20 protein-coding genes and 1 pseudogene are annotated in these 26,083 nt (G+C 55.9%); 12 read left to right on the forward strand and 9 right to left on the reverse strand.

The window, feature by feature from the left end:
- Position 1 precedes the first annotated feature (1 nt).
- The 3 genes and pseudogenes from ACSF8X_RS00875 to argC all read right to left on the reverse strand — a co-directional run bounded on the left by ACSF8X_RS00875 (position 2) and on the right by argC (position 3,134).
- The gene (locus ACSF8X_RS00875) at positions 2-1,216 is read right to left on the reverse strand and encodes an argininosuccinate synthase (protein WP_500850488.1); all 1,215 of its coding nucleotides are present in this window, start codon (positions 1,214-1,216) and stop codon (positions 2-4) included.
- 88 nt (positions 1,217-1,304) lie between these two features.
- Positions 1,305-2,093: pseudogene (gene argB / locus ACSF8X_RS00880) on the reverse strand (acetylglutamate kinase).
- Between the two features lie 27 nt (positions 2,094-2,120).
- Positions 2,121-3,134 carry an N-acetyl-gamma-glutamyl-phosphate reductase gene (argC, locus tag ACSF8X_RS00885; protein ID WP_500850489.1) on the reverse strand — a complete coding sequence of 338 codons (1,014 nt, stop codon included), beginning with the start codon at positions 3,132-3,134 and terminating at the stop codon, positions 2,121-2,123.
- Between the two features lie 617 nt (positions 3,135-3,751).
- Here argC and ppc point away from each other — a divergent pair.
- Together ppc and ACSF8X_RS00895 are read left to right on the forward strand one after the other, a co-directional pair.
- Positions 3,752-6,382, forward strand: a complete 2,631-nt coding sequence (gene ppc / locus ACSF8X_RS00890) for a phosphoenolpyruvate carboxylase (protein WP_500850490.1) — start codon at positions 3,752-3,754, stop codon at positions 6,380-6,382.
- 388 nt (positions 6,383-6,770) lie between these two features.
- Complete coding sequence (locus ACSF8X_RS00895; protein ID WP_047877823.1) at positions 6,771-7,334, forward strand: PadR family transcriptional regulator; 564 nt, start codon at positions 6,771-6,773, stop codon at positions 7,332-7,334.
- 67 nt (positions 7,335-7,401) lie between these two features.
- Here ACSF8X_RS00895 and metF read toward each other — a convergent pair whose 3' ends face one another.
- The 3 genes from metF to ACSF8X_RS00910 all read right to left on the reverse strand — a co-directional run bounded on the left by metF (position 7,402) and on the right by ACSF8X_RS00910 (position 12,164).
- Positions 7,402-8,304: a methylenetetrahydrofolate reductase gene (gene metF / locus ACSF8X_RS00900; RefSeq protein ID WP_500850491.1), complete on the reverse strand. Its 903-nt coding sequence runs from the start codon at positions 8,302-8,304 to the stop codon at positions 7,402-7,404.
- A gap of 276 nt (positions 8,305-8,580) precedes the next feature.
- Complete coding sequence (locus ACSF8X_RS00905) at positions 8,581-10,998, reverse strand: bifunctional aspartate kinase/homoserine dehydrogenase II (RefSeq protein WP_500850492.1); 2,418 nt, start codon at positions 10,996-10,998, stop codon at positions 8,581-8,583.
- Entirely contained in the window at positions 10,995-12,164 is a 1,170-nt protein-coding gene (locus tag ACSF8X_RS00910) for an O-succinylhomoserine (thiol)-lyase (protein ID WP_500850493.1), read from the reverse strand. The genes ACSF8X_RS00905 and ACSF8X_RS00910 overlap by 4 nt, the downstream gene beginning before the upstream one ends.
- 180 nt (positions 12,165-12,344) lie before the next feature.
- Between ACSF8X_RS00910 and metJ the strand changes: the two genes are divergently transcribed.
- The gene (gene metJ / locus ACSF8X_RS00915) at positions 12,345-12,662 is read left to right on the forward strand and encodes a met regulon transcriptional regulator MetJ (RefSeq protein ID WP_047877819.1); all 318 of its coding nucleotides are present in this window, start codon (positions 12,345-12,347) and stop codon (positions 12,660-12,662) included.
- 77 nt (positions 12,663-12,739) lie between these two features.
- On the opposite strand, the gene ACSF8X_RS00920 is transcribed toward metJ, so the two are convergent.
- The gene (locus ACSF8X_RS00920) at positions 12,740-13,987 is read right to left on the reverse strand and encodes a malic enzyme-like NAD(P)-binding protein (protein WP_500850494.1); all 1,248 of its coding nucleotides are present in this window, start codon (positions 13,985-13,987) and stop codon (positions 12,740-12,742) included.
- A 237-nt stretch (positions 13,988-14,224) separates the two neighbouring features.
- Positions 14,225-14,437 carry a 50S ribosomal protein L31 gene (gene rpmE, locus ACSF8X_RS00925; RefSeq protein ID WP_047877817.1) on the reverse strand — a complete coding sequence of 71 codons (213 nt, stop codon included), beginning with the start codon at positions 14,435-14,437 and terminating at the stop codon, positions 14,225-14,227.
- Between the two features lie 233 nt (positions 14,438-14,670).
- Here rpmE and priA point away from each other — a divergent pair, with 233 nt between their 5' ends.
- The 7 genes from priA (at position 14,671) to rraA (ending at position 22,515) form a co-directional block, all read left to right on the forward strand.
- On the forward strand, positions 14,671-16,872 hold the full coding sequence (gene priA, locus ACSF8X_RS00930) for a primosomal protein N' (protein ID WP_500850495.1): 2,202 nt from the start codon (positions 14,671-14,673) through the stop codon (positions 16,870-16,872).
- Between the two features lie 172 nt (positions 16,873-17,044).
- Positions 17,045-18,049, forward strand: a complete 1,005-nt coding sequence (gene cytR, locus ACSF8X_RS00935; protein WP_047877815.1) for a DNA-binding transcriptional regulator CytR — start codon at positions 17,045-17,047, stop codon at positions 18,047-18,049.
- Positions 18,050-18,193: 144 nt separating this feature from the next.
- A complete protein-coding gene (locus tag ACSF8X_RS00940; protein ID WP_047877814.1) occupies positions 18,194-18,811 on the forward strand; it encodes an SPOR domain-containing protein in 618 nt (205 codons plus the stop codon).
- A gap of 144 nt (positions 18,812-18,955) precedes the next feature.
- Positions 18,956-19,483: an ATP-dependent protease subunit HslV gene (gene hslV, locus ACSF8X_RS00945; protein WP_047877813.1), complete on the forward strand. Its 528-nt coding sequence runs from the start codon at positions 18,956-18,958 to the stop codon at positions 19,481-19,483.
- A 10-nt stretch (positions 19,484-19,493) separates the two neighbouring features.
- Entirely contained in the window at positions 19,494-20,825 is a 1,332-nt protein-coding gene (hslU, locus tag ACSF8X_RS00950) for an ATP-dependent protease ATPase subunit HslU (protein WP_500850496.1), read from the forward strand.
- A gap of 156 nt (positions 20,826-20,981) precedes the next feature.
- The gene (locus ACSF8X_RS00955; protein ID WP_047877880.1) at positions 20,982-21,893 is read left to right on the forward strand and encodes a 1,4-dihydroxy-2-naphthoate polyprenyltransferase; all 912 of its coding nucleotides are present in this window, start codon (positions 20,982-20,984) and stop codon (positions 21,891-21,893) included.
- Between the two features lie 136 nt (positions 21,894-22,029).
- Entirely contained in the window at positions 22,030-22,515 is a 486-nt protein-coding gene (gene rraA / locus ACSF8X_RS00960) for a ribonuclease E activity regulator RraA (RefSeq protein ID WP_047877811.1), read from the forward strand.
- 63 nt (positions 22,516-22,578) lie between these two features.
- Here the strand turns inward: rraA and zapB are convergent, their stop codons facing one another.
- Positions 22,579-22,821: a cell division protein ZapB gene (gene zapB, locus ACSF8X_RS00965; RefSeq protein ID WP_047877810.1), complete on the reverse strand. Its 243-nt coding sequence runs from the start codon at positions 22,819-22,821 to the stop codon at positions 22,579-22,581.
- 659 nt (positions 22,822-23,480) lie between these two features.
- Here zapB and ACSF8X_RS00970 point away from each other — a divergent pair.
- Entirely contained in the window at positions 23,481-24,332 is an 852-nt protein-coding gene (locus tag ACSF8X_RS00970; RefSeq protein ID WP_047877809.1) for an MIP/aquaporin family protein, read from the forward strand.
- 99 nt (positions 24,333-24,431) lie between these two features.
- Positions 24,432-25,946 carry a glycerol kinase GlpK gene (gene glpK / locus ACSF8X_RS00975; protein WP_500850497.1) on the forward strand — a complete coding sequence of 505 codons (1,515 nt, stop codon included), beginning with the start codon at positions 24,432-24,434 and terminating at the stop codon, positions 25,944-25,946.
- Positions 25,947-26,083: the final 137 nt, after the last annotated feature.

Genomic DNA, 26,083 nt, shown 5'->3' on the forward strand with positions numbered 1-26,083 from the left:
CTTACTGTTTTTTCTTCTGTTCGTTCAAAGCACGGATACGGCTCGCCAGCGAGTAAAGACGGATAAAGCCGCCTGCATGGCTGTGATCATAAACCTCGTCCTCACCGAAAGTCGCGAACTCCTCCGAGTACAAGCTGTTGGAAGAACGCTTCTGCACAACAGTGGCCTGCCCCTTGTAGAGCTTAACCACCACCTCGCCGCTGACGTCCTGAGCCAGCTCATCGGCAGCCGCCAACAGCGACTTGCACAACGGGGTAAACCAACGCCCGTCGTAAATCAGGTGCGAGGCCTTGAGGCCAAGAGTCTGGCGGAACTCGAAAGACTCTTTATCAAGCACCAGTTGCTCAACGGCACGCAGAGCTTCCATCATGATGGTCCCCCCCGGGGTTTCGTAGCAGCCACGCGACTTGATCCCCACCAGACGGTTCTCGACGATATCGATACGGCCGACACCGTGCTCCGCCCCCTTGGCATTGAGGTAGGCCAAAGCGTTGTAGGGGCTCATTGCCTCACCGTCGACGGCTACCACCTCGCCTTTTTCAACCTGCAGCGAAACCAACTCCGGCTGATCCGGAGCCTGCTCGGGATCTTTGGTCCACACCCAGCACAGTTCGTTCGGCTGGTTCCAGGTGTCTTCAAGCACCCCGCCCTCGGTCGAAATATGCCAAGCATTGGCATCGCGCGAGTAGATCTTCTCGAGCGTGGCCGTCGTCGGCACATTGCGCTCGGCAAGGTAATCAAGCAGAGCCTCACGGCTGCGCAAGTCCCACTCTCGCCAAGGCGCAATCACCGCCAGCTGCGGAGCCAGCGCCGCATAGGTGCTCTCGAAACGGACCTGATCGTTGCCTTTGCCGGTACAACCGTGGCAGAGCGCGTCCGCCCCGACTTGCAAGGCACACTCAACCTGGGCCTTGGCGATGATCGGACGGGCCATCGACGTCCCCAGCAGGTACTTGCCCTCATACACAGCCCCCGTCTTGAGGCTCGGGTAGATATAATCCTTAACCATTTCCTCTTTCAGATCGGCGATATAGCAGGCCGATGCCCCCGAGGCCAACGCCTTCTCCTCGATCCCGACCAGCTCTTCCTCGCCCTGGCCGACATCGGCGACAAACGCCACTACCTCACAGTCGTAATTCTCCTTTAGCCAAGGAATAATAGCGGATGTGTCCAGACCGCCGGAATAAGCCAATACTACTTTTGATACCTTGCTCATAATGCTCTCCTAATTACCTGCTCGACGGTCGTCCCGCTCAGGCTTGTCTCTGTGTAATCCGTTAACTGAAAATTATCCCGCCCAGAACCTAGCTATTCTCGGGCGTAAACTTAGTACCAATACTCTGGCCGCTAAACAGCGCCGCCAGCCTGTCTGGGTAACGCCAGCTAGCAACCTCTATCGGCTGGCCAAGGGCACTGGCCGCAGCGAACGCCGCCCGTACCTTGACCACCATCCCGTCGGTGATCACCGCATGGCTGATCAGCGACTCAGCTTCCGTCTCGGTCAGAGTCGGGATAAGACGCCCTTTACCATCCAGTACCCCGCTGACGTCGGACAACAGCACCAGCTCGGCATTCATCGCCGCCGCAACCGCAACTGCCGCCTGATCGGCATTGACATTCATCAGCTTGCCGTTGCCGTCCAGTCCTATCGAGCTGATAATCGGCACATAGCCGGCCGCCATGACCGCGCTCAACAACGTACCGTCGCCAGGGCTGGCCTTGCCGACGGCACCAAGCTCGGGGGCAAGCTCTTCAACCTGACACAAACCGCCATCAGCCAAGCTGAGGCCAACCGCTGCCACCCCGGCCTTCAGCGCTTGTCCCTGCAATAGCTTGTTGGCCGTACCGGCCAGCGCACCTGCGATATAGGGCACCTGATCCGATGGCGTCACCCGCAACCCATCCTTTTTCACCGTCTCGAACTGCAGCTTGGCCATCAGCTCGTCGACCAAATACCCGCCGCCATGAACCAATATCAGTGGGCGCTGTGCCTGCTACTGGTATTGGCCAATTGCCCCGAACAACTTCTCAAGCGTGTCGGAACAAGACAGCACCGCACCACCCAACTTGATCACCAAAGGAACCTGACTCATGCCTATCTCCTACTGCCTTATTTCCGCCTAAACCAACGCCGTCATCTGAGGGAATTTGTTTCGAATATTTATGCATTGCATTGCTTGCGATGACGCACCTTTGAGAAGATTGTCAATCGCAGAGGTTAAAATAATGTGTCCGTTATGTAAGCTCCAGCCAATGTCGCAAAAACAGGTATGGACAACATCCTGCAGCCGCGCAGGCTGGTTGCCCAGCAGCCGAACAGCATGAGGATCCCCGCCTTGCGAATAGGCCTTGGCCATCGCTTCGGCTATCGCCGCCTCGGTCGTCCCCGGGGTCAATTTGGCCGTGATTGTTGCCAAAATCCCACGTTTGAAGCTGCCGAGGTGAGGGGTGAAAATCACCTCCCGGCCAAGGTGAGTGGCAATTTCTGGCTGATGACGGTGGCTGAAGATCCCGTAGGCCTGCAGGCTCACCTCACAAAAGCTATTGGCCATCGTTGCTTTGCGACCCGCCCCTGACGCCCCGCTCACCGCATTGATCACCGGCCACTGGCTGTCATCAATCAAACCGGCCTCGATCAGGGGCTTAAGCGCCAGCTGGGCCGCCGTCGGGTAACACCCCGGCACCGCAACCAGTTGGGCAGTGGCAATGGCATCTTTATTCCACTCCGCCAACCCGTATACCGCCTGCTCCAGCCAATCCGCCGCCTGATGCTCGAAACCATAATAACGGGGATAAAAATCATCACCTTGAACTCTGAACGCACCAGAAAGATCAAAGACCTGACAACCATGAGCCAAAAAAACCGGGGCCAATTCATGGCTCACCTCATGGGCCGTTGCCAGCAGCACGATATCGGCCTGCTCCGCGACTTTGCCCGGGTTAACCAAGGACTGCAAAGGCATATCAACAAGCCCTTTCAGCGTTCCATGTAAAGCACTGATCGGCTTATTGGCATCATGACTGCTTGCCGAGACATACAGCCCAGAAAGCTGGAGATGGGGATGCTGGTGAACCATTTTTGCCAGCTCTGCACCGGTGTAGCCACTGGCACCGATAATCAGGGTCTTGAACATAGTTTTTCCGTTATTTTGTCTTTGGTATGGGCGTGCAGCAGATGCTGCCAATGAGGGGGTGCGCACGGGGGCACCAAGCGAATAGGACTTAGCGTCGTCGGAGGGAGACTGTGGTGAATAGCTTCGCTTGGTTCATGTTAACAATATCCTTTCAGGGGAGACCGTCAGATCACAATTCTGGGTCTGCCTATCCGTGGCAGTGTAATTTCTCAATGAGATATTTTTATTCACATCGAATGAATTTATATGTTTACCATATTAATATTTGGTGTCAACAGGCTGTATAAAAAAAACACAATATTTCTTCCTTACAGAGGGTAGACCAGATTAACAAGAAGGGATCACCTACCGTGAAAAACAGGAGATCTCGCCAGCAAAAACCAGAAGCGGATGAAATTAAAGCAGAATGTACTACCAGCACGCACAAACCGTGCCTTAATCAGTCAATTTCACGAAAGTTAGTTACAAAAGCAGCTACGGATTATGACAAAAATCAATGTCCGGGCGATTTATCATGGATAAATTCGAACATTGTTGACCTTCGAGCCGGATCACAGCTAGATTGTCCTCTTATCACGTTATCAATGGATGTAATTTTTTTACGAGATGGATGCGATATGAACGAAAAGTACAGCGCGTTAAGAAGTAACGTCAGTATGCTTGGCCATATGCTGGGCAATACCATTAAAGATGCGCATGGTGAAGAGCTACTCGAAAAAGTAGAAACTATCCGCAAACTGTCAAAATCTGCACGCGCAGGAAATCAGGATGATCGCGCCAAGCTGATCGATGAACTGCAAAACCTGCCCGATGACGAGCTCCTCCCGGTAGCCCGTGCCTTCAGCCAATTCCTCAACCTAACCAACATCGCAGAGCAGTACCACACTGTTTCGCGCCATAGCGAAGAGCACATTTGCAGTCCCGATGCCATTGATGCGCTGTTTGCCAAACTCAACAGCCAGGACATCAGCCAATACGACTCGGTTCAGGCCGTCCGCGATCTGAAGATTGATCTGGTTCTGACGGCCCACCCGACAGAAATCGCCCGCCGCACCATGATCCACAAGCTGGTACAGATCAACAAATGCCTGTCCAAGCTGGAACTGAGCGAACTGTCGAACTCCGAACGCCACAAAGTCGAGCGCCGCCTCGAGCAGCTGCTTGCCCAAGCCTGGCATTCCGATGTGATTCGCCAGCAGCGCCCAACCCCGCTCGACGAAGCCAAATGGGGCTTTGCGGTGGTAGAAAACTCCCTGTGGCAGGCGGTACCTGAATTCCTCCGCCAGTTCGACGAGAAGCTAACCGCCCATCTTGGTGAGCGCCTGCCTATTGATGCGGCTCCGGTTACCTTCTCCTCTTGGATGGGCGGTGACCGCGACGGCAACCCATTCGTTACCTCTGAGGTAACCCGCGAGGTCCTGCTGCTTTCCCGCTGGAAGGCTGCCGATCTCTACCTCAACGATGTCAAAGAGCTAGTCAGCGAACTGTCGATGGTCAAATGCAACGACACTGTCCGCGAGCTGGCTGGCAATGAACACGAGCCTTACCGTGCCATTCTCAAGGATCTTCGCACCAAACTGACCAACACCCGCGATGTGCTGGATGCCCAGATCAAGGGGATGGACGTCCCGAGCTTCGGTATTATCGACCACGTCGACCAGTTGTGGGTTCCTCTCCACGCCTGCTACCAGTCACTGCACGAGTGCGGCATGGGGATTATTGCCGATGGCTTGCTGCTTGACGTTCTACGTCGAATCAAGTGCTTCGGTGTTCATCTGGTACGCCTCGACATCCGTCAGGAAAGTACCCGCCACAGCGATGTGATTTCCGAGCTAACCCGCTACCTCGGTCTGGGTGACTACGACCAATGGAGCGAGCAAGACAAAGTCGCGTTCTTGGTCCGTGAACTGGCCTCAAAACGTCCGCTGCTCCCACGCGAGTGGGAACCTTCTGACGAGGTCCGCGAAGTCATCGCCACCTGCCGAGCCATTGCGACCCAGCCACGCGAGGCTCTCGGTGCCTATGTCATTTCTATGGCCCGCACTGCCTCCGATGTGCTTGCCGTACACCTCTTACTGCAAGAGGCCGGTTGCCGCTTCCGTATGGACGTGTGCCCGCTGTTCGAAACCCTTGACGACCTCAACAATGCCGAGGCGGTGATCAAACAGCTAATGGGCATCGACTGGTACCGCGGCTTTATCCAAAACCACCAAATGGTCATGATCGGCTATTCCGACTCGGCCAAAGACGCCGGTGTCATGGCGGCTGGCTGGGCCCAATACCGTGCGATGGAAGCCCTGGTCGGCGTCTGCGAGGAAGCCGAGGTCAACCTGACCTTGTTCCACGGCCGCGGTGGATCCATCGGCCGAGGCGGAGCCCCAGCCCATGCCGCGCTGCTGTCACAGCCACCGCGCAGCCTGAAGGGCGGCCTGCGAGTTACCGAACAAGGTGAGATGATCCGCTTCAAGCTGGGCTTGCCGGAAGTCGCCGTCAACAGCCTCAGCCTCTATGCCAGTGCCATTCTCGAAGCTAACCTGCTGCCGCCACCTGAGCCGAAGAAGGAATGGGGCGAGCTGATGGATGTCCTGTCCGAAGTCTCCTGCGAGGCCTACCGCGATGTAGTGCGCGGCAATCCGGAATTTGTCCCTTACTTCCGCGCTGCCACCCCTGAGCTAGAACTCGGCAAACTGCCGCTCGGCTCGCGCCCGGCCAAGCGTAACCCGCAAGGTGGCGTCGAAAGCCTACGTGCGATTCCTTGGATCTTTGCATGGAGCCAGAACCGCCTGCTGCTACCTGCATGGCTCGGTGCCGGCGAAGCGATCCAGTTCTCGATCGACAAGGGCCACCGCGACCAACTCGAGGAAATGTGCCGCGAATGGCCATTCTTCTCAACCCGCTTAGGAATGCTGGAAATGGTCTTTACCAAGACCAATATCGGGATCGCCCAATACTACGACCAGCGGCTGACGGCCCCTGAGCTATGGCCACTAGGCCAGCAACTGCGCGACCAGCTCCAGCGCGATATCAAGGCGGTACTGAACGTCGAAAACAACGACCACCTGATGGAGCAGAACCCTTGGGGGGCTGAGTCTATCCGCCTGCGTAATATCTATGTCGAGCCACTCAACATGCTCCAGGCCGAATTGCTGTACCGCACCCGTCAGCAGGAAGAGCTAACTCCAATGCTGGAAGAGGCCCTCATGGTGACCATCGCCGGTATCGCAACCGGCATGCGCAACACCGGCTGATCCGACATTGCAACCCAACGCAAAAAGCCACCTTCGGGTGGCTTTTTTATTGGCATTTAACCTTTCGGACTACTGACTCATTTTTGAGACAGAATAAGCAACAAGGCTTGTCTATTGTTAAGGCTGTGAACGCACTTGAACTTAAACAACACTCATTGCTTATTAGTGCTTATACCACAAGGAACAAGACAAGCATCACAACACGGGCAATTGGTTTAACCAGAAATTCCCGATATCACATTCTGTTGTCGATAAATAACTCAATGATGTGTATGCTACGTGATCTCGATCGGGCACTGCAACAACATGATTATAAAAACGCCAAAGAGCGATGGGTAATGTTAGTCCGATTGATTTCTTTTTTGTTGTAATTTAACGGATAGAAGAGATGTCACTACCACACGTTATTCTGACCGTGCTGAGCAACCGCGACGCAACCGGTTACGATATCACCAAAGAGTTTTCCCACAGCATCGGTTATTTCTGGAAAGCCAGCCACCAGCAGGTTTACCGTGAACTTAACAAGATGGCCAGCAACGATCAGGTTACCTGCAAGCTGGAACCACAGGAAGGCAAGCCTGACCGCAAAGTCTATTCGATAACAGATCTCGGCCGCCAGGCACTGTTCGAATGGTTCCAAGAGCCGGCTCGCAACCCAACAATCCGCGATGAGTTTTCGGCGAAACTGGCCGTATGCGGCGTCCACAACTCGCTGCCAATGCAACAGCAGCTAGAAGCGTTGATCGAGGAATCACATTCCCTGCTCAACCACTATAACGAAATGGAAAATATCCACTTCGCCAACTACCAAAACATGGATCGCCAGTCTCGCCTTGACCGCCTGACCTTGCGCCGTGCTGCCCACAACCGCCAAGCGTGGATTGACTGGGCAGAGGAAGTATTGGCCGAGCTTAAAGACATGGACGCACCAAACAGCCCTGTCGCGCTATAAAAACAATAAACCAAAATGCACAAAAGCCGCTTTCTTCCAAAGCGGCTTTTCTTTTGTCTGAGCCCTGCTAGGCAGGCACAACATTATTAGCCCGGATCCCCAGTGTATGGCAGATCGCATACGTCAGCTCGGCGCGATTGAGGGTATAAAAATGGAAGTCTTTCACCCCTTCGCGGCTTAATACCCGAACCATGTCAATGGCATTGCTCGCCCCTACCATCTGCCGGCTGAGCAAATCATCCTCAAGCCCCTCGTACTGCTTTTCCAGCCACCCCGGGATCTTGACGTTATTCGTCAGGGCAAAGCGCTTGGCCAGCGTCATGTTCGAGACCGGCAGGATCCCCGGCACAATCTCAACCTCTATCCCCGCGGCCACGCAACGGTCGCGAAAACGCAGGTAACTCTCGACATCGAAGAAGAACTGAGTAATTGCGCGGTTCGCCCCGGCATCGACCTTTCGCTTTAGATTAATCAAATCAGCCTGGGCGCTTCTCGCCTCTGGATGGACTTCAGGATAGGCCGCCACCGAAATATCAAAATCCGCCTCGCTACGCAATAGCTCAACCAGATCAGAGGCATACATATCCGGCTTGCCGCCTCCGGGAGGCAAGTCACCGCGCAGGGCGACAATCTGGCGGATCCCGTTCTGCCAGTAATCTCGGGCGATAGCACGCAACTCATCACGGCTGGCATCGATACAGGTCAAATGCGGTGCCGCAACCAACCCGGTCTGATCCTTGATGTCTTTGATAATCGAATGGGTTCGATCACGCTCGCCAGAATTGGCGCCATAGGTCACCGAGACGAACTTCGGCTTGAGCGCCTTGAGCCGATGGATTGACTGCCACAGCGTCTGTTCCATCTGCGCCGAACTCGGGGGGAAAAACTCAAATGACACATTGATCTTGCCATCCAAGTCGGCAATGGTCTGGTTCAGTAAATCGAGATGGCTCGCGTGTGAATAACCCATAGTCCCTTCCTATCCTGCGGCAGACTCCGCTGCCAATCGTATTCAATTTGAACGTTTAGACGTCTATATGTCCAAATCATGCGTGGTAACCCATTCAAAGTCAACACAGCGAACTTGAAGATTATTCATGTTGATGTTGTGTTTTTTTCAACTGCCCGCATACAGAAAACCCGCCTTGCAGCGGGTTGTCCTGTCGTTTTTGCTATCCACGGCTGTAGCATCCTCAGTGATGTCCGAACCGCAGGATCATGCTCTGCCCTTGCCCGGCAACGACCACTATTTCAACATGGTCGCCATTCGGTTGATATCCGAGAGCAATGCGCCGGCCGTGACATCTCGTCCCGCCCCCGGACCGCGGATCACCAACGGATTGTCGCGATACCAATGGCTCTCGATAGCAAAAATATTATCGCACGGCAGCAAGTTGGCCAACGCATGCTCTGCCGAAAGCGCCTCAACCCCAACCACAGCCTTGCCGTGACGGTCTAGGCGGGCAACATAGCGCAGTACCTTGTCCTCTCTCTGCGCCTTGCGCAGCCGCTCAGAAAGTGCGGCGTCCAACAATTCGGCCTGCTCGAAGAATCCATCCAAGGTCAGGTTCCGCATTGCCTCCGGCACCAAATCCTCGACCTTGACCTGCTCGGGCTCAAGCTCAAGCCCAGACTCCCGGGCAAGTATTACCAGCTTGCGCATCACGTCACTACCATCCAAGTCATGGCGCGGGTCGGGCTCGGTAAGGCCCTGCTGCCACGCCTGCTCTACCAGCACCGAGAACGGAATACTGCCGTCATACTGCTGAAACAGCCATGACAGGGTGCCCGAAAATATTCCCGACAGGGCAATAATGGTATCGCCGCTTTCGCTGAGATCACGAACGGTATGGTTGATCGGCAGCCCGGCCCCGACCGTGGCATTGTACAACCAGTAACGGCTGCTCTTGGCAAAGGCATCAATCACCGCATGGTAATCATCCCCTGCGGCAGATCCCGCCACCTTGTTGGCCGAGATCAGGTGGAGCCCCGCTTCGGCAATCGCCGGATAGCGCCCAGCCAGTTCCTCGCTCGCCGTCACATCGAGCACGATGACATCGTCATAGCCATGCCCGGATAACTCAGTCAGCCAATCACCGGGGGGATACTCGACCGATTCATCACCAAACGCATCCAGAACCCGTTGCGGCTCAATACCCTCTGTATCAATCCAGTACTGGCGGCTGTCGACAACGCCAATCAGGGTAAAGCTCATGCCGTGGCGCTTTTCAATGCTGGCTTTCTCGCGCTCAAACAGTGCCAGCCAACGGCTGCCGATATTGCCTTTCCCGCATAAGACCAAACCGAGCCGCTTCTGGGCCTGGAACAGTTGCTGGTGAAGACGCCCAATCAGATCATCAAGCCGGGTCTGGCGCAACACAGCAACCAAACTGAGCCCCGATTCGGACTCGGTCATGAACTCAACCGGCTCGCGCTTGAGCTGCTGGTAAAAACCGTGGCAGTGTACCGCATTGGCCACCACCCCGGCCCCCACGGCGGCAACCAGCGAGAAGCCTTCGCGCAGTTTAAGATCAACCCCGATCCCGCTATCTTGCAACAGTGCCAGCACCCCGCCCGCTATCTCCGAGGTATACGCCAGCCTGATCAGGCCCTTGTCAGTCTGAATATCCCTCGCCAGCGGCGCCAACTGGGCACGCAATAATAGTCGCTCCAACTCGGCCACCATCGGTTCCAGCAAATGGGCTCGGGGGCACAGAACCTCCAACAGGCATACCTCTTCCAACGACGTCACGATTTTTGCGCCCCGGCCAGACGCCAATACCCGCTCAATCCGAGTTGAGCCTGACTCCGGCTGGTGACTGCAACGCAAGGTCAAATCAATGGCACTGTTCGCCACCGGCTGCAAGGTACGGCTATGAAGCACCGGAGCGGCCAGTCGGGCCAGCTCATCGGCCTCATCAAGTCGCAACAGCGGCAATAGGCAGGCATCGCCGACTTTGTGCGGGTCAGCACTATAAACGCCGGCCACATCGCTCCAGATCGTCACCCGGCCAACGCCAGCAAGCGCCCCGATCACTGTTGCGGAATAATCCGAGCCGTTGCGTCCGAGCAACACCGTTTCCCCCGCTTGGTTACCCGCCACAAAACCGGTGATCACCACCCGATGTTGCTGCTGGGCCAGCTGGGTCTGCAGCAGCGGCCATGACAAGGCCCTGTCGACCTCGGGCTGTGCCGCCCGCTCCGCCCTCAGGAAAGTCCGCGAATCCAGACAGGATGCCACCAGCCCGCTTTGACTCAGCAAGGCCGCCAGCAAGCGTGCCGACCACTGCTCGCCATGCCCAAGCACCCATGCCCGCTCAGCGGTGCTCAACGGCCTGTCGCCGAGCTGCACCAGCTCAGAGAGCTCGAGGTGGAGCTGGGTCAGCAATGCATCTGCCGGTTCGCCACTGAGCAATTCTTCGATTAGCTGCTGCTGAAAAGCCCGCAGCTCCTGAAAGGTTTCGTGGGCCCGGCGACCGTCCTGCTCAAGCTGGGCCATCCACTCGATCAGGTTATTGGTGGTCTTTCCCGCCGCTGACACCACCACCAGATCCTGCTCTCCGGCATACTCGCCGACGATGGCGACAACCCGGCGATAACACTCGGCATCAGCTAGGCTGCTACCGCCAAATTTGTGTAACTGGCGCTCTACTCGTCCACTCATACCGCCACCTCCGCCGCCTTGGCGAAGGCCTGTGCCAGATCCGCAATCAGATCCTGCGGGTCTTCCAGCCCGACCGACAGGCGCAGCAACGTCGGTTTTAGCCCCGCCTCTTGCTGTGCCTCATCGGACATCGCCCGATGGGTCATACTGGCCGGATGGCAGATAAGGCTTTCGGTGCCCCCGAGGGATTCGGCTAATGAAAAACACCTCAGCTCGCGGACGAACGTTTCAAGCTGCTCCATGCTTCCTGCCAGCTCGAAGCTCAGCATCGCCCCGAACCCTTTCTGCTGGCGCAAGGCAATGTCATGACCGGAGTGGGACGGCTGGCTCGGGTGATAGATATGCCCCACCAGCGGCTGCTGCTGAAGGAAGGCAAGAATAGCCAGGCTGTTCTCTTCATGCCCCCGCATCCGGTGTGCCAGCGTGCGCAGGCCTCTCAGGGTGAGATAGGCATCAAACGGCGCGCCCGTGGCCCCGATGCAGTTCGCCCACCAGGCTATCTGCTCACCCTGCTCGGGATCCTTACTCACCAACACCCCGCCAAGGACATCGGAATGGCCGTTGATATACTTGGTGGTAGAGTGGACAACAAAATCCGCCCCCAATGCCAAGGGCTGCTGCAGAATTGGCGAGAGGAAGGTATTATCGACCGCGACGAGGGCTCCGGCCTCAGCAGACTGCCGGCACAGCGCAGCAATATCGATGATTCGCAGCAACGGATTGGAAGGCGTTTCGACCCACACCAGCTTAGGCCGCAACGCCAGCGCCTCAGCCAGAGCCTGCGGATCAGTCTGATCAACAAAACACACCTTGAAATCCCCTTTCTCGGCTCGCGAGTTGAACAAACGGTACGTGCCCCCATAGCAATCATGCGGGGCAATGAGCAGATCATCGGGCCCCAGCAGTGCCGTTGCTAACAGGTTGATTGCCGACGTGCCGCAATTCGTTACCACCCCCGCAGCGCCGCCCTCCATCTCGGCCAATGCCTCGCCAAGCATATTGCGGGTCGGATTGCCCGAACGCGAATAATCGAAGGTGGGAACGTCTCCGAGTTGGGAAAAACCGTAAGTCGTGGTCAAATAGAGCGGCGGGACAACAGCGTTGAACTGAGAGTCGGACTCGATGCCTTTACGAACCGCGACGGTGGCAAGTTGCTTGTCACTCATAATTACTATCCTTGTAAGGTGATGCCTGCAGCTGAACAACGTTTAACCACCAACATAACGATAACAAGATGAGCCGTCAATACCTCTAGACGTCTACATGTCTTTGCTTATGGCAGTAAATCCCGCTAAAATTCAGGCATCCTAACTATCTATCAATTTACATCGCTGAGAAGGTTAACAATGGCAGAGTGGAATGGCGAATACATCAGTCCATATGCGGAACACGGTAAGAAAAACGAACAGGTAAAGAAAATTACTGTTTCGATTCCATTGAAGGTCCTGAAAATCCTGACAGACGAGCGTACTCGCCGCCAAGTCAATAACCTGCGCCATGCCACCAACAGCGAGTTGCTGTGCGAAGCATTTCTGCACGCCTATACCGGCCAGCCGCTACCGACCGATGACGATATCCGCAAGGACCGTCCTGACGATCTGCCGGCCGAGGCAAAGAGCATCATGGAAGAGATGGGAATAAAAATCGAGGACATCAACGAATAACTCGCTGATCCTATCACCTGTAAAAAAACCAGCCGCATGGCTGGTTTTTTTGTTTTAGAACGGCAACCGAAACCGGATTAGCCCTGCATATAACCCACAGGCAACTCGATTTGCGCCACACCGGAGGCAACCGCGGCCTCGGCAACAGCACGTGCCACACGAGGTAGCAAACGAGGATCCATCGGTTTTGGCAAAATATATTCCGGACCGAATGCCAAAAACGTTGCACCGGCGGCTGCCACGACCTCGGCCGGTACCGGCTCCTTCGCCAACTGGCGGATCGCCTCGACCGCAGCCAACTTCATCTCGTCATTGATTTCGCTCGCCCTGACGTCCAGCGCCCCACGGAAGATAAACGGGAAACAGATAACATTGTTGACCTGGTTCGGGTAGTCGGAGCGACCCGTACCCATAATCAGATCATCGCGCACCGCATGGGCTAGTGCTGGCTTGATTTCCGGATCCGGGTTTGAACAGGCGAACACAACAGGTTTGTCGGCCATCAGCTTGAGGGCATCGGCTGGCAGCAAATCAGGCCCAGAGACACCGACGAAAATATCCGCACCCTCAATGACATCTTCCAAGGTGCGCTTATCGGTATTGTTGGCAAACAGCTGCTTGTACTCGTTGATATCGTCACGGCGGGTATGGATCACCCCCTTGCGGTCGAGCATATAGATCTTCTCGCGCTGGGCTCCGCATTTAATTAGCAGCTCCATGCAGGCAACGGCAGCCGCCCCAGCCCCGAGGCAGACAATCACCGACTCCTCAATCTGCTTGCCTTGCAGCTCGAGAGCATTGAGCATACCGGCCGCAGTGACAATCGCCGTACCGTGCTGGTCATCATGGAACACCGGCACATTGCAGCGCTCAATCAGGCGCTTTTCGATTTCGAAGCAGTCAGGTGCCTTGATATCCTCGAGATTGATACCACCAAAGGTATCAGCAATATTGGCCACCGTATCGACGAATTCATCGATAGTGCGGTGCTTAACCTCGATATCAATCGAGTCGAGTCCGGCAAAACGCTTGAACAGCAAGGCCTTACCTTCCATTACTGGCTTGGACGCCAGCGGGCCGAGGTTGCCTAGGCCGAGGATCGCCGTACCGTTGGTGATCACCGCAACCATGTTGCCCTTGCCGGTATATTTATAAACATTATCAGCATTTTGCGCAATTTCACGCACGGGTTCGGCTACACCCGGACTGTAGGCCAGAGCCAAATCGTTGACCGTATCGGCGGGCTTGGTAAGCGCGATCGCAATCTTTCCCGGAACAGGGTAAGCATGGTAATGGAGAGCTTGCTGGCGAAAATCTTCAGACATAGTGTTCAGGATCCTGAAATGAGAATGAGGTTCAGTTCGAGAATGGGAGCCAGATCATAATTGATCGCGATCAAAAATCCTAGCACCGACTATCTGGTCGATCCAAGCATGCGGTCAAAGAATAGGCAAAAAAGACGCGGGGGTGGGATATGAGGGCGGAGCAGCGGCAGAGAAGTAAAATTTAGATATGAAAAAGGGGATGCAATGCATCCCCTCTTCGCAAATTCACTCTGGCAATTACTTGCTAGATAGAGCGCCGAAACGCTTGTTGAATTTGTCGATACGGCCACCAGTGCTCACTTGACGCTGCTTACCAGTGTAGAAAGGGTGACACTTGTCGCACACATCAAGGTTGATGTCTTTACCCATAGTTGAGTTAAATACGAAAGTGTTGCCGCAAGAACAACGTGCGTTTACTGCAGTGTACTCTGGGTGAATACCTTGTTTCATGGGATAACCTCAAAAGTAAGGCCGTGTCGCTCTCCCGATCCAAAGCCGGGCACCACACGTCGTTAATAAAAGTAAGCATATTGGCGACTGCCGATATGCTAAATTCAGGCGGCGTATAGTAATCAATCATGTCCACCAGATCAACAAATACGCTCCCTTTTTCACCGCTTTGCCGCCCCCGCCCCGGCAGGGTACACTTTATAACTTCAGTATATGCCCAATTTGCAGTGACTATGACACCCAACATCGCCCGCGTAGCCCTTCCCGTCCCTCTGGACAAACAGTTTGATTACCTGATCAAACCAGACCAATTCCCGGCCGTCGGCGGACGGGTCCAGGTTCCGTTCGGCCGCCAGCAACTGGTCGGGATTGTCATGGCCATCACCCAGCATTCGGATTTCCCCGTCGCACAGCTCAAACCGCTCGGCAAGGTCCTCGACACCGCCCCGTTGTGGTCGCCAGCCCTGTTCAAGTTACTGGGGTGGGCCAGCAGCTATTACCAGTACCCGCTCGGGGACACCCTCGCCAATGCGATGCCGGCCCTGCTCCGCAAAGGACGCGAGGCCTCCCCGGCAGCCCTGAAAATGTGGCAGCTTACCGAAACCGGGCATGACCAACCGCTGACCGCACTCAAGCGCGCCCCGCGCCAGGCACAGGCTCTCAACGCCCTGCGGGCGGGCTCGCTCAGCCACGAGGCCCTGCTGGCCGACGATATCAGCGCGGCAACCCTCAAGACCCTTCAGGGTAAAGGCTGGATAAGCGAGCTGGAACAGCAGCCGGTGGGCGTTGACTGGGGGAAAAACTATGCCTTGGGTGAGGAAAAGCCACGGCTCAACGACGAGCAGGCACTGGCCATAGCCTCGGTCAATGCCAATCCGGATTTTGCCTGCTACCTGCTTGAGGGGGTCACCGGCTCGGGCAAGACCGAGGTCTACCTCAACCTGCTCGAGCCCGTGCTCGCCAGTGGCAGGCAGGCCCTGATCCTGGTGCCGGAAATCGGCCTCACCCCGCAAACCATCAACCGCTTCCGCCGTCGCTTCAATGTCCCGCTGGTCACCATCCACTCCGGGCTCAACGACAGCGAACGGCTGGCGGCCTGGCTGGCTGGACGTGACAACCAGGCCGGGATCATTATCGGCACCCGCTCGGCCCTGTTTACCCCGCTGGCCAACCTCGGGATCATCATCGTCGACGAGGAGCACGACGGCTCCTACAAGCAGCAGGACAGCCTGCGCTACCACGCCCGCGATCTGGCCGTCATGCGCGCCCGCGAGGAAAACGTGCCAATCATTCTTGGTTCCGCCACCCCGGCCCTTGAGACCCTACACAACGCCACCAGTGGAAAGTACCACTACCTGCGCCTAACACGCCGGGCCGGTGTCGCCCAGAACGCCCGCCACGGGGTACTCGATGTCAAGGGACTGTACCTTGAGGCCGGCCTCTCGGCCCCGCTGATCGCCCGGATGCGCCAGCACCTCGCCGAGGGCAACCAAGTTATGCTGTTCCTCAACCGGCGCGGCTACTCCCCAGCCGTGATATGTCACGAGTGCGGCTGGCTGGCTGAATGCAAGCGCTGCGATGCCTACTACACATTCCACCAGCAGAGCGGCGAACTACGCTGCCACCACTGCGCAACACAACGCCCAATGCCGCGCCAATGCGGCAATTGCGGCTCGACCCAGCTCCATGCTGTCGGGGTCGGCACCGAACAGCTCGAACAGCAGCTGGCGACCCTGTTCCCCGACTACAAGACCGTCCGGATAGACCGTGACAGCACCCGCCGCAAAGGCAGCCTCGAGAACTACCTCGAAGCCATCCGTCGCGGCGAATACCAGATCCTGATCGGCACCCAGATGCTGGCCAAAGGCCACCATTTCCCTGACGTAACCCTAGTCAGCCTGATCGACGTCGACAGCGCCCTATTCAGCAACGATTTCCGAGCCAGCGAGCGGTTGGCCCAGCTGTTTATTCAGGTGGCAGGACGGGCAGGACGGGCCAGCAAGCCGGGTGAGGTGCTACTGCAAACCCACCATCCCGAGCACAGCCTACTTCAGGCACTGCTCTACAAAGGCTATGACCATTTCGCCACCGATGCCCTGCGCGAGCGCAAGCAGGCCTGGCTGCCACCGTACACCTACCTCGCCCTGATCCGGGCCGAGGCCAACGATAGCGCTCAGGTCGAACAATTCCTCCAGCAAATCCGGGGCATCTTCAGTGCCAGCCCGGTCTTTGATCAGGACACCTTGGTGATGGGGCCGAATCCGGCACCACTGGCTCGTCGGGCCGGCCGCTATCGCTGGCAGTTGCTACTGCAAGCCCCCAGTCGAAAAGTGCTCCACCAGCTGCTGAGCATCGCCAAGCCGGCCATTGCCCTGCTGCCGCTAGCCAAGAAAATACGCTGGTCGATCGATGTCGAACCGCAGGATTTAACTTAAAATAAACAATGCGACACAGATCACGTGACGGATGTAATTTATGCTGTTCTAAGCATGTTTAAACCTTGCTAGACAGCCTACAATAACACTCTCGCTGGCATTGGTATCTGCTCAACTTGGCTATGATCCGCCGGCGGATTGGAGAGAAAAATAATAGAGAGGAATCATAACTATGGCGACAATGAAGGATGTTGCCCAGCTCGCCGGCGTTTCTACGGCCACGGTGTCCCGTGCGCTGATGAATCCGGAAAAGGTGTCGGCCTCAACCCGTAAAAAAGTTGAACAGGCCGTCATGGATGCTGGCTATTCACCCAACTCACTGGCTAGAAATCTCCGTCGCAACGAATCAAAGACGATCGTCACGATCGTCCCCGATATCTGCGATCCCTACTTTACCGAAATCATCCGGGGGATCGAGGAAGCAGCGATGGAGCACGGCTACCTGGTCTTGCTCGGCGACAGCGGCCAACAGAAAACCCGCGAAAACTCTTTCGTCAATTTGGTCTTCACCAAACAGGCCGACGGCATGCTTTTGCTTGGCACCGACCTGCCATTCGACGTCAGCAAACCCGAGCAGAAAAACCTGCCGCCGATGGTCATGGCATGCGAATTCGCCCCAGAACTCGAGTTGCCGACGGTCCATATCGACAACCTGACCGCCGCCTTCGAAGCCGTCAACTACCTGACCCAAATGGGCCATAAGCGTATCGCCCAAGTTGCAGGGCCGCCCCATGCCACCCTGTGCCATTTCCGCAGCCAAGGCTACCAGCAGGCCCTGCGCCGCGCCGGTATCGAGCTCAACCCGGCCTACACCATCCAGAGCGACTTCACTTTCGCCGGCGGTGCCCGTGCGGTTACCGCACTGCTGTCGATGCCCGAACCGCCGACCGCCCTGCTCTGCCACAACGATGTCATGGCCATCGGTGCCATGCAGCAAGCCAAGCGCCTCGGCTTCCGGGTACCGCAAGATATCTCCATTGTCGGCTTTGACGATATTCAGTTCGCTGAATACTGCGATCCGCCGCTGACCACGGTCTCCCAGCCGCGCTATGAAATAGGCCGCCAGTCGATGCTGATGCTGCTCAATATTCTCAAAGGCAAGGAAATCGCCTCGGGGTCTCGCCTACTTGATGCCAAGTTGGTGATCCGGGAAAGTGCTGCGCCACCAGCAAACTAGACACCAAAGGCAGTTTTTGCCCAGCATGTCATATTTTTGCCTTCCACGGCGACCTGACAGTTCCCCAGACATCGTGCTGGGGACTAGTCAGTATTCGCTCAACTTTGTACCATAAGGGCATTGTTCCCTAATCCCATCATCACCGTGGCTACCAAAGATTATGTAAAACGCGGCCGAGCACAAAAGGCGCCAAAGACGCAGAAGAAAAAACCGGCTCGAAACAACCGCACCGCAACACCATCCGGCAAGCGCTTCCCGCTACTGTGGGCGATTATTGCCGCAGCATTGGTTGGGACGATGAGCTACGGGCTATATTTCCTTTCTGCGACGCCGTCGCCAGAGCCTGCCGTGACCCAGCCGGCGGAAACCAAGCCGCTACCGACACCGGTAGAGAGCCAGCCGAGCAAACGCGAAGCACAGCCCGAAACCAAGCCGCTTCCACCTAAGCCGGCCGAAAAATGGAGCTATATCGAAGAGCTCGAAAATAAAGAAATCAAAGTCGAGGCGAAAAAAGAGCAGGCCCCGTCGCGCCCTTACCTGATGCAGTGTGGCGCCTACCGCAGCGAAACCCAGGCCGACGAGCGCAAGGCGATGATTGCGTTTCAGGGGCTGACCAGCCAAATCAAGGTCAGTCAGGGCGAGAAAGGCAATTGGTACCGGGTAATATTGGGCCCCTACCAACAGAAACGCAAAGCGGAATCGGACCGCAACAAGCTCCGCCGTGCCGGCATCGAGCCGTGTGCGATCTGGTTCTGGGAGTAACCAGCTCCGCCTTCCAGACAGAAAAAGGATGCCCCGGCATCCTTTTTCTTTGCCTTTTTCCCTTGAAAGTCCCCGCCTATACCCCAAGATCTTCAGACATACAGTAACCGGCAAGGGCCGGAAACAGACCTAAGAGGTAAGACCGTGACAACTATTGTATCTGTTCGTCGTAACGGTAAAGTCGTTATCGCCGGTGATGGCCAGGTTTCCCTTGGCAACACCGTCATGAAAGGTAATGCACGCAAAGTACGCCGCCTGTACAACAACAAAGTGCTTGCCGGCTTTGCAGGTGGCACGGCTGATGCCTTCACCCTATTCGAACGTTTCGAGCGCAAGCTGGAAATGCACCAGGGCCACCTGCTCAAGGCAGCGGTGGAACTGGCAAAAGACTGGCGCACCGACCGTATGCTGCGCCGTCTTGAGGCCCTGTTGGCCGTAGCCGACGAGACAGCCTCGCTGATCATTACCGGTAACGGGGATGTGGTCCAACCGGAGAATGACCTGATCGCCATCGGCTCAGGCGGTAATTTTGCTCAGGCGGCAGCAATCGCCCTACTGGAAAATACCGACCTCGATGCCCGCGAAATCGCCGAGAAATCTCTCAACATCGCGGGTGATATTTGTGTCTTCACCAACCACCACCACACCATCGAAGAACTGGAAACCAAATAAGGAACCGGCCATGTCTGAAATGACCCCTCGCGAAATCGTCCATGAGCTGGACCGCCATATTATCGGCCAAGACAAAGCCAAGCGTGCCGTTGCCATTGCCCTGCGCAACCGCTGGCGCCGCATGCAGCTGCCTGAAGAGCTGCGTGTCGAGGTCACCCCGAAAAATATCCTGATGATCGGCCCGACCGGTGTCGGCAAGACAGAAATTGCCCGCCGCCTGGCCAAACTGGCCAATGCGCCGTTCATCAAGATCGAGGCAACCAAGTTCACCGAAGTCGGCTACGTGGGCAAGGAAGTGGACAGTATCATCCGCGACCTGACCGATGCCGCCGTCAAGATGACTCACCAGCAGGAAATGGAAAAAGTCCGTTTCCGGGCCGAGGAGCTAGCCGAAGAGCGGATCCTTGACGTCCTGCTGCCACCGGCACGCGATGCCTGGGGCCAGAACGAAAGCAGTGACAACAATTCGGCGGCACGCCAGTCATTCCGCAAGAAACTGCGCGAAGGCCAGCTGGACGACAAGGAAATCGAAATCAACGTCGCGGCACAGCAGATGGGCGTTGAAATCATGGCGCCTCCTGGTATGGAAGAGATGACCAACCAGCTGCAAGGCATGTTCCAGAATTTGGCCGGCAACACCAGCAAGAAGCGCAAGATGAAAATCAAAGACGCACTCAAGGCCGTTACCGAAGAGGAAGCCGCCAAGCTGGTCAACCAAGAAGATCTCAAAGAGAAAGCGATCTTCGCGGTCGAGAACCACGGTATCGTGTTCCTCGACGAAATCGACAAGATCTGCAAACGCGGCGACAGCTCGGGCCCTGACGTATCACGCGAAGGCGTCCAGCGCGACTTGCTACCGCTGGTCGAGGGTTCGACGGTCACCACCAAGCACGGCATGGTCCGCACCGACCATATCCTGTTCATCGCATCGGGCGCCTTCCAGGTCGCCAAGCCTTCGGATCTGATCCCTGAGCTACAGGGCCGACTGCCGATCCGTGTCGAGCTAGAAGCGCTGACCAGTGCGGACTTCAAACGTATCCTGACCGAGCCGAACGCCTCGCTGACCGAGCAATACAAGGCATTGATGGCCACCGAATCAGTGAACATCGAGTTCGACGAGAGCGGTATCAACAAGCTGGCCGATGCCGCTTGGCAGGTTAACGAGCGTACCGAGAACATCGGTGCCCGCCGCCTGCACACCGTGATGGAACGCCTGATGGAAGAGCTCTCTTTCGATGCGACCGAGAAGGCTGGCGACAAAATTGTGATCGACGAAAACTACGTGACCTCGCGTCTTGGCGAGCTGGTAGAGGACGAAGATCTCAGCCGCTTCATCCTGTAATCGGCACAGCCAAAGAGACAAACGGCACCCTCTGGGTGCCGTTTTTATTTTGTGCAAACTTTGTTTTTACGCAAACAAAGTGGCGATAAATTTGCCCATTGCGCCAGTTCGTCCATAATAGCCACCTGTCACATTTTTGATGAAAAGCCCCTTATGATGAAATCATCTTCTCTCGCCATTTGGCTTGATGCAGCACGTCCGAAGACCCTGCCGCTCGCCATCGCCTCGATCGTTTGCGGCAGTGCAGTAGCAGGATGGCAAGGCAGTTTTTCTGCCGTTATTGCAGGTCTGGCACTGCTGACTGCACTCCTGCTACAGATATTGTCCAATTTGGCCAATGACTACGGGGACGCCGTCAAGGGCACCGACAACGATCAACGACTCGGCCCGCAACGTGCGATCCAGTCAGGGCTGGTCACGCCTGAAGCCATGCGCAAGGCAATGATCCTCAACATCGGCCTGACCCTGATCAGCGGCCTCGCCCTGATCCTGCTTGCCACCGACAACCTGCATGACATGTTCGGCTTCATGCTGCTCGGCCTGATGGCCATTGCAGCCTCGATTGCCTATACCGTCGGCAACAAACCCTATGGCTACCGAGGGCTGGGTGACTTCTCGGTTCTGGTTTTCTTCGGCTGGCTGGGCGTGGCGGGGACCTACTACCTGCAGGCGGGTCAAATCGACTCGATTATCATGCTGCCGGCAACAGCCTGTGGCCTGCTCGCCGTCGGGGTGTTGAACATCAACAACCTACGCGATATCGACAATGATCGCGCCTGTGGCAAACTCACTCTGGCCGTGCGCATGGGCCCGAGCTGGGGACGCAAGTACCATTTGTTCTTGCTGGTAACCAGCGTAGCCTGCCTCGCCCTGTTTGCCGCACTGGAAATCCACTCGCCGTTTGGCTGGCTGTTTATCCTCAGCGCACCGCTGCTGTTCAAGCATGGCAAGCAGGTCTTCCAGTCCGCCGATGGCGCGGCGCTACGGCCAATGATGGGCACAATGGTCAAGTGTGCCCTACTGACCAACCTGTTATTTGCAGCCGGCATGGTGCTTGCTGCCGCATAACCCTAATAGCAACACGGTTATCATCGTGAGTTAGCCTTGAATCTTGGCCAATGAACTGATTATACTTTCAACAAGTTAAGCATGGCCGCCACCGCGGCGGCCGTTGCCCATTCATCTGCGAAGAAGAAGCACGCCTATGGAATACAATACGTCAGAACTCTGCGACATCTACCTCGACCAAGTCGACGTCGTCGAGCCAATGTTCAGTTCTTATGGCGGCCGTAACTCGTTCGGCGGCCAGATCACCACCATCAAGTGTTTCGAGGACTGCGGCCTGATCCGCACCGTGCTCGAGGAAAACGGCGCAGGCCGGGTTCTGCTTATTGATGGCGGCGGCTCGCTGCGACGCGCTCTGGTGGATGCCGATCTGGCCCAACTGGCCGCGAGCAATGAATGGGAAGGCCTGGTCATCTATGGCTGTGTTCGCCATGTCGACGAACTCGACGAGCTTGATATCGGCATTCAGGCGATGGCGTCGATCCCGGTCGGGGCCGACGAGCAGGGTATCGGTGAGATTGACGTCGCGGTCAATTTCGGCGGGGTGACCTTCTTGCCGGAAGACCATCTCTATGCCGACAGCACCGGGGTGATCCTGTCGCCCGAGCCGCTGGACATCGACTAAAGCGACATAAAAAAACAGAGCCGGCGGGCTCTGTTTTTTTGTTCATCCGCAAGGCGGGATGGATTACTCGACGTGATCCATTTTACCTAGCAGCATACGTACGCGCTCTTGCCATGCTTGGTGATCTTCGCGCAGCTTGTTGTTCTCCTGCTCTAGCGCTTCACGGCCAGTACGCAGTTCCTGAGCTTCACCCGCCAAGGCATCGTTGTTTTCTTTTAGTTCTTCAATTTCCATTTGTAGCAGGGAAATTGTATCAACAGCCATTTGTACTTTGGCTTCCAGCTTTTCCAAGATTTCTAATGACATATTGTCCACCTGTCTTCAGCCTATCTGCTTGCCCTAACCGTTAAGGCAACCTTGCACAGGCACATTCAACTTTGATTTGTTACCTATTCTAGCGAGGTGGCAACGCCGTGACATCTACAAATACCACGGTTTGTCGCAAATGGAGAAAAAATGAACAATTTTGATAAAAATCTTGCATCCTCAACCTCTGGCTATCGGGCCCCTTGCAAGAAGTTGCTCGCCTCATACGTCTAGCACGCGCCCAATGTGCATAAAAACAAATCAAATAGATCCAAAAATGAGTAGAATCGCGATCAAACTCAATTTTAATGCATTTCAACCGTGCTAATTTCTATTGTGATCGTATCTCTCTTGGATCTTTCCAAGATTTTGCCTTTCTGGCACATCCGGCCCCCATGGTCGGATTTTTCTTTTATAAACAGAAATATACAATCAAGCACAATAAATCCCCATCTCTAATCTCCGCCTCTTTGCCCAAGAGGGTATTTCTCCCGCCCGCCAGCAACCGTTTGCGCGAACGCTCAAAATAAGAAAAATTTTTATGCTCGAACGCACATTTCCAATTCAATCCAATTTTCTTATGCGTGATATCGAGTAAATTAGCCGCATAAAAACCATAACAGCAATACCCCTACTACATAAAACAAAAGGACTGAACAATGACTACCCAACAGCAACATTCCTTGCTTGGCGAGTGTCTCGCCGAGTTCATTGGCACTGGATTACTGATTTTCTTCGGCGTAGGTTGCGTGGCCGCGCTGGTACTGACAGGAGCTGATTTCGGCCAATGGGAAATCAGTATCATGTGGGGCCTTGGCGTTGCGATTGCCATCTACTGTACCGCCGGTGTATCAGGTGCCCATATCAACCCTGCCGTGACCATCGCCCTGGCCTTGTTCCACGGCTTCGACAAACGCAAGGTCCTGCCATACATTGCCGCTCAGGTACTTGGCGCCTTCTGTACCGCTGCCCTGATCTATACCCTTTACGGTAACCTTTTCAGCGATTACGAAGCCGCCAACAGCATCATCCGCGGCAGCGAAGCCAGCCTGGCAACCGCAGGGATCTTCTCGACCTACCCGAATGCCGCCCTGTCTTTTGCCGGCGCGTTCGCGGTGGAGTTCGTGATCACCGCCGTACTGATGTTTGCCATCCTCGCTATCGGCGATGACAAGAACGGTGCGCCGCGTGGTGCGATGGGCCCGCTGCTTATCGGTATCCTAATTGCCGTCATCGGTGGTGCGCTTGGCCCACTAACCGGCTTCGCGATGAACCCAGCCCGTGACTTCGGCCCGAAATTCTTTGCCTTCCTTGCTGGCTGGGGTGACATTGCCCTGACTGGCGGCAAAGACATCCCGTACATGATTGTGCCTATCCTGGCCCCAATCTTCGGTGCCGCGTTCGGTGGCTGGCTCTACCCGAAAGTGATCGGCGTCTACCTGCCGGGCAACCGCTGCACCCTGCCGAACAAATGTGAGAACACGGCTGACAGCGATACCGCCAAGGCATAAACAACACCAATTCCCTACAGCTGGCCGGGCCTGACCCGGCCAGCAAGAAACAACGAACACTCTACTACCCTTATAAGAAGATAATGAGAGGAAACCACCATGACTACAGAGCAGAAATACATTGTTGCACTCGATCAGGGCACGACCAGTTCTCGCGCCGTCATTCTTGATCACAATGCCAACATTGTGTGCTCGGCACAGCGTGAGTTTACCCAGATCTACCCGAAAGCCGGGTGGGTTGAACACGACCCTCTAGAAATTTATGCTACCCAGAGCTCAACATTGGTTGAGGCACTGGCCAAAGCAGGGATCCGCTCGGATCAAGTTGCCGGTATCGGTATCACCAACCAGCGCGAAACCACCATCGTCTGGAACAAGAAGACCGGCAAGCCGGTTTACAACGCTATCGTCTGGCAGTGCCGCCGTACTGCGGATATCTGCGAAGGCCTTAAAAACGAAGGGCTGGAAGAATACATCCGCGACAATACTGGCTTGGTGGTCGACCCTTACTTCTCGGGAACCAAAATCAAATGGATCCTCGACAACGTCGAAGGCGCCCGCGAGGAAGCCGAGGCCGGCGACCTGCTGTTCGGTACTGTCGATACCTGGCTGATTTGGAAGATGACCCAGGGCCGCGTCCACGTTACCGACTACACCAACGCCTCGCGCACTATGGTGTTCAATATCAATACCCTGCAATGGGACGAGAAGCTACTGAAAGCCTTGGATATCCCGCTATCTATGATGCCGGAAGTCAAGGCGTCTTCCGAAGTCTACGGCCAGACCAACATCGGTGGTAAAGGCGGTACCCGTATTCCAATTTCTGGTATTGCCGGTGACCAGCAGGCCGCCCTGTTCGGCCAGATGTGTGTCGAAGCAGGCCAGGCCAAGAATACCTATGGTACAGGCTGCTTCTTGCTGATGAACACCGGCAAGGAGAAAGTGACCTCGCACAATGGCCTACTGACCACACTGGCTTGCGGCCCTAAAGGCGATGTTGCCTACGCGCTGGAAGGTGCGGTATTTATGGGTGGCGCATCCATCCAATGGCTACGCGACGAAGTCAAGCTGCTTGACGATGCCAAAGACTCCGAGTACTTCGCTGAGAAGGTCGGCAGTGCCAACGGCGTCTACGTGGTGCCAGCCTTTACCGGCCTGGGCGCACCGTATTGGGACCCATATGCGCGTGGTGCCATCGTCGGCCTGACCCGCGGCGTCAACTCCAACCATATCATCCGTGCGACACTGGAGAGCGTGGCCTACCAGACCCGCGACGTACTTGATGCTATGCAGGCTGACTCCCAGATCAAGCTGGATACCCTGCGCGTCGACGGCGGTGCAGTGGCTAATAACTTCCTGATGCAGTTCCAGTCTGATGTTCTGGATACCGAGGTCCACCGCCCAGTGGTAACCGAGGTAACGGCACTGGGTGCCGCCTACCTCGCGGGCTTGGCTGTCGGGTTCTGGGACAGCATTGACGACCTCAAGGACAAGGCCGAGCTGGATCGCAAGTTCATCCCATGTGCCGATGACCAGAAGCGCAACCGCCGCTATAACGGCTGGAAGCGCGCGGTTGAATGCGCCAAGGGCTGGGCTATCGAAGACGACATCTGATCTCGCCCCTAACGGTGACAAGGCCTGCATTCGCAGGCCTTTTTTATTTGTGCACGCACAAATCGCTAAGAACTACCGGGAAATAAGGATTTTTGCGCTAACGCAAACGTTTCCACTCAAGCTGTGGTAGAATCGCG

The organism is Photobacterium panuliri, from assembly GCF_059920555.1.

Excerpts from the sequence above, each read along its gene's own strand:
- glpK (WP_500850497.1), top strand. The coding sequence starts at position 24,432 with ATGACTACAGAGCAGAAATACATTGTTGCACTCGATCAGGGCACGACC.
- ACSF8X_RS00905 (WP_500850492.1), bottom strand. The coding sequence starts at position 10,998 with ATGAGTGGACGAGTAGAGCGCCAGTTACACAAATTTGGCGGTAGCAGC.
- argC (WP_500850489.1), bottom strand. The coding sequence starts at position 3,134 with ATGTTCAAGACCCTGATTATCGGTGCCAGTGGCTACACCGGTGCAGAG.
- zapB (WP_047877810.1), bottom strand. The coding sequence starts at position 22,821 with ATGTCATTAGAAATCTTGGAAAAGCTGGAAGCCAAAGTACAAATGGCT.
- ACSF8X_RS00910 (WP_500850493.1), bottom strand. The coding sequence starts at position 12,164 with ATGAGTGACAAGCAACTTGCCACCGTCGCGGTTCGTAAAGGCATCGAG.
- priA (WP_500850495.1), top strand. The coding sequence starts at position 14,671 with ATGACACCCAACATCGCCCGCGTAGCCCTTCCCGTCCCTCTGGACAAA.
- ACSF8X_RS00895 (WP_047877823.1), top strand. The coding sequence starts at position 6,771 with ATGTCACTACCACACGTTATTCTGACCGTGCTGAGCAACCGCGACGCA.
- ACSF8X_RS00970 (WP_047877809.1), top strand. The coding sequence starts at position 23,481 with ATGACTACCCAACAGCAACATTCCTTGCTTGGCGAGTGTCTCGCCGAG.
- ACSF8X_RS00955 (WP_047877880.1), top strand. The coding sequence starts at position 20,982 with ATGAAATCATCTTCTCTCGCCATTTGGCTTGATGCAGCACGTCCGAAG.
- metF (WP_500850491.1), bottom strand. The coding sequence starts at position 8,304 with ATGGGTTATTCACACGCGAGCCATCTCGATTTACTGAACCAGACCATT.
- metJ (WP_047877819.1), top strand. The coding sequence starts at position 12,345 with ATGGCAGAGTGGAATGGCGAATACATCAGTCCATATGCGGAACACGGT.
- rpmE (WP_047877817.1), bottom strand. The coding sequence starts at position 14,437 with ATGAAACAAGGTATTCACCCAGAGTACACTGCAGTAAACGCACGTTGT.
- rraA (WP_047877811.1), top strand. The coding sequence starts at position 22,030 with ATGGAATACAATACGTCAGAACTCTGCGACATCTACCTCGACCAAGTC.
- ACSF8X_RS00875 (WP_500850488.1), bottom strand. The coding sequence starts at position 1,216 with ATGAGCAAGGTATCAAAAGTAGTATTGGCTTATTCCGGCGGTCTGGAC.
- cytR (WP_047877815.1), top strand. The coding sequence starts at position 17,045 with ATGGCGACAATGAAGGATGTTGCCCAGCTCGCCGGCGTTTCTACGGCC.
- hslU (WP_500850496.1), top strand. The coding sequence starts at position 19,494 with ATGTCTGAAATGACCCCTCGCGAAATCGTCCATGAGCTGGACCGCCAT.
- ACSF8X_RS00920 (WP_500850494.1), bottom strand. The coding sequence starts at position 13,987 with ATGTCTGAAGATTTTCGCCAGCAAGCTCTCCATTACCATGCTTACCCT.
- ppc (WP_500850490.1), top strand. The coding sequence starts at position 3,752 with ATGAACGAAAAGTACAGCGCGTTAAGAAGTAACGTCAGTATGCTTGGC.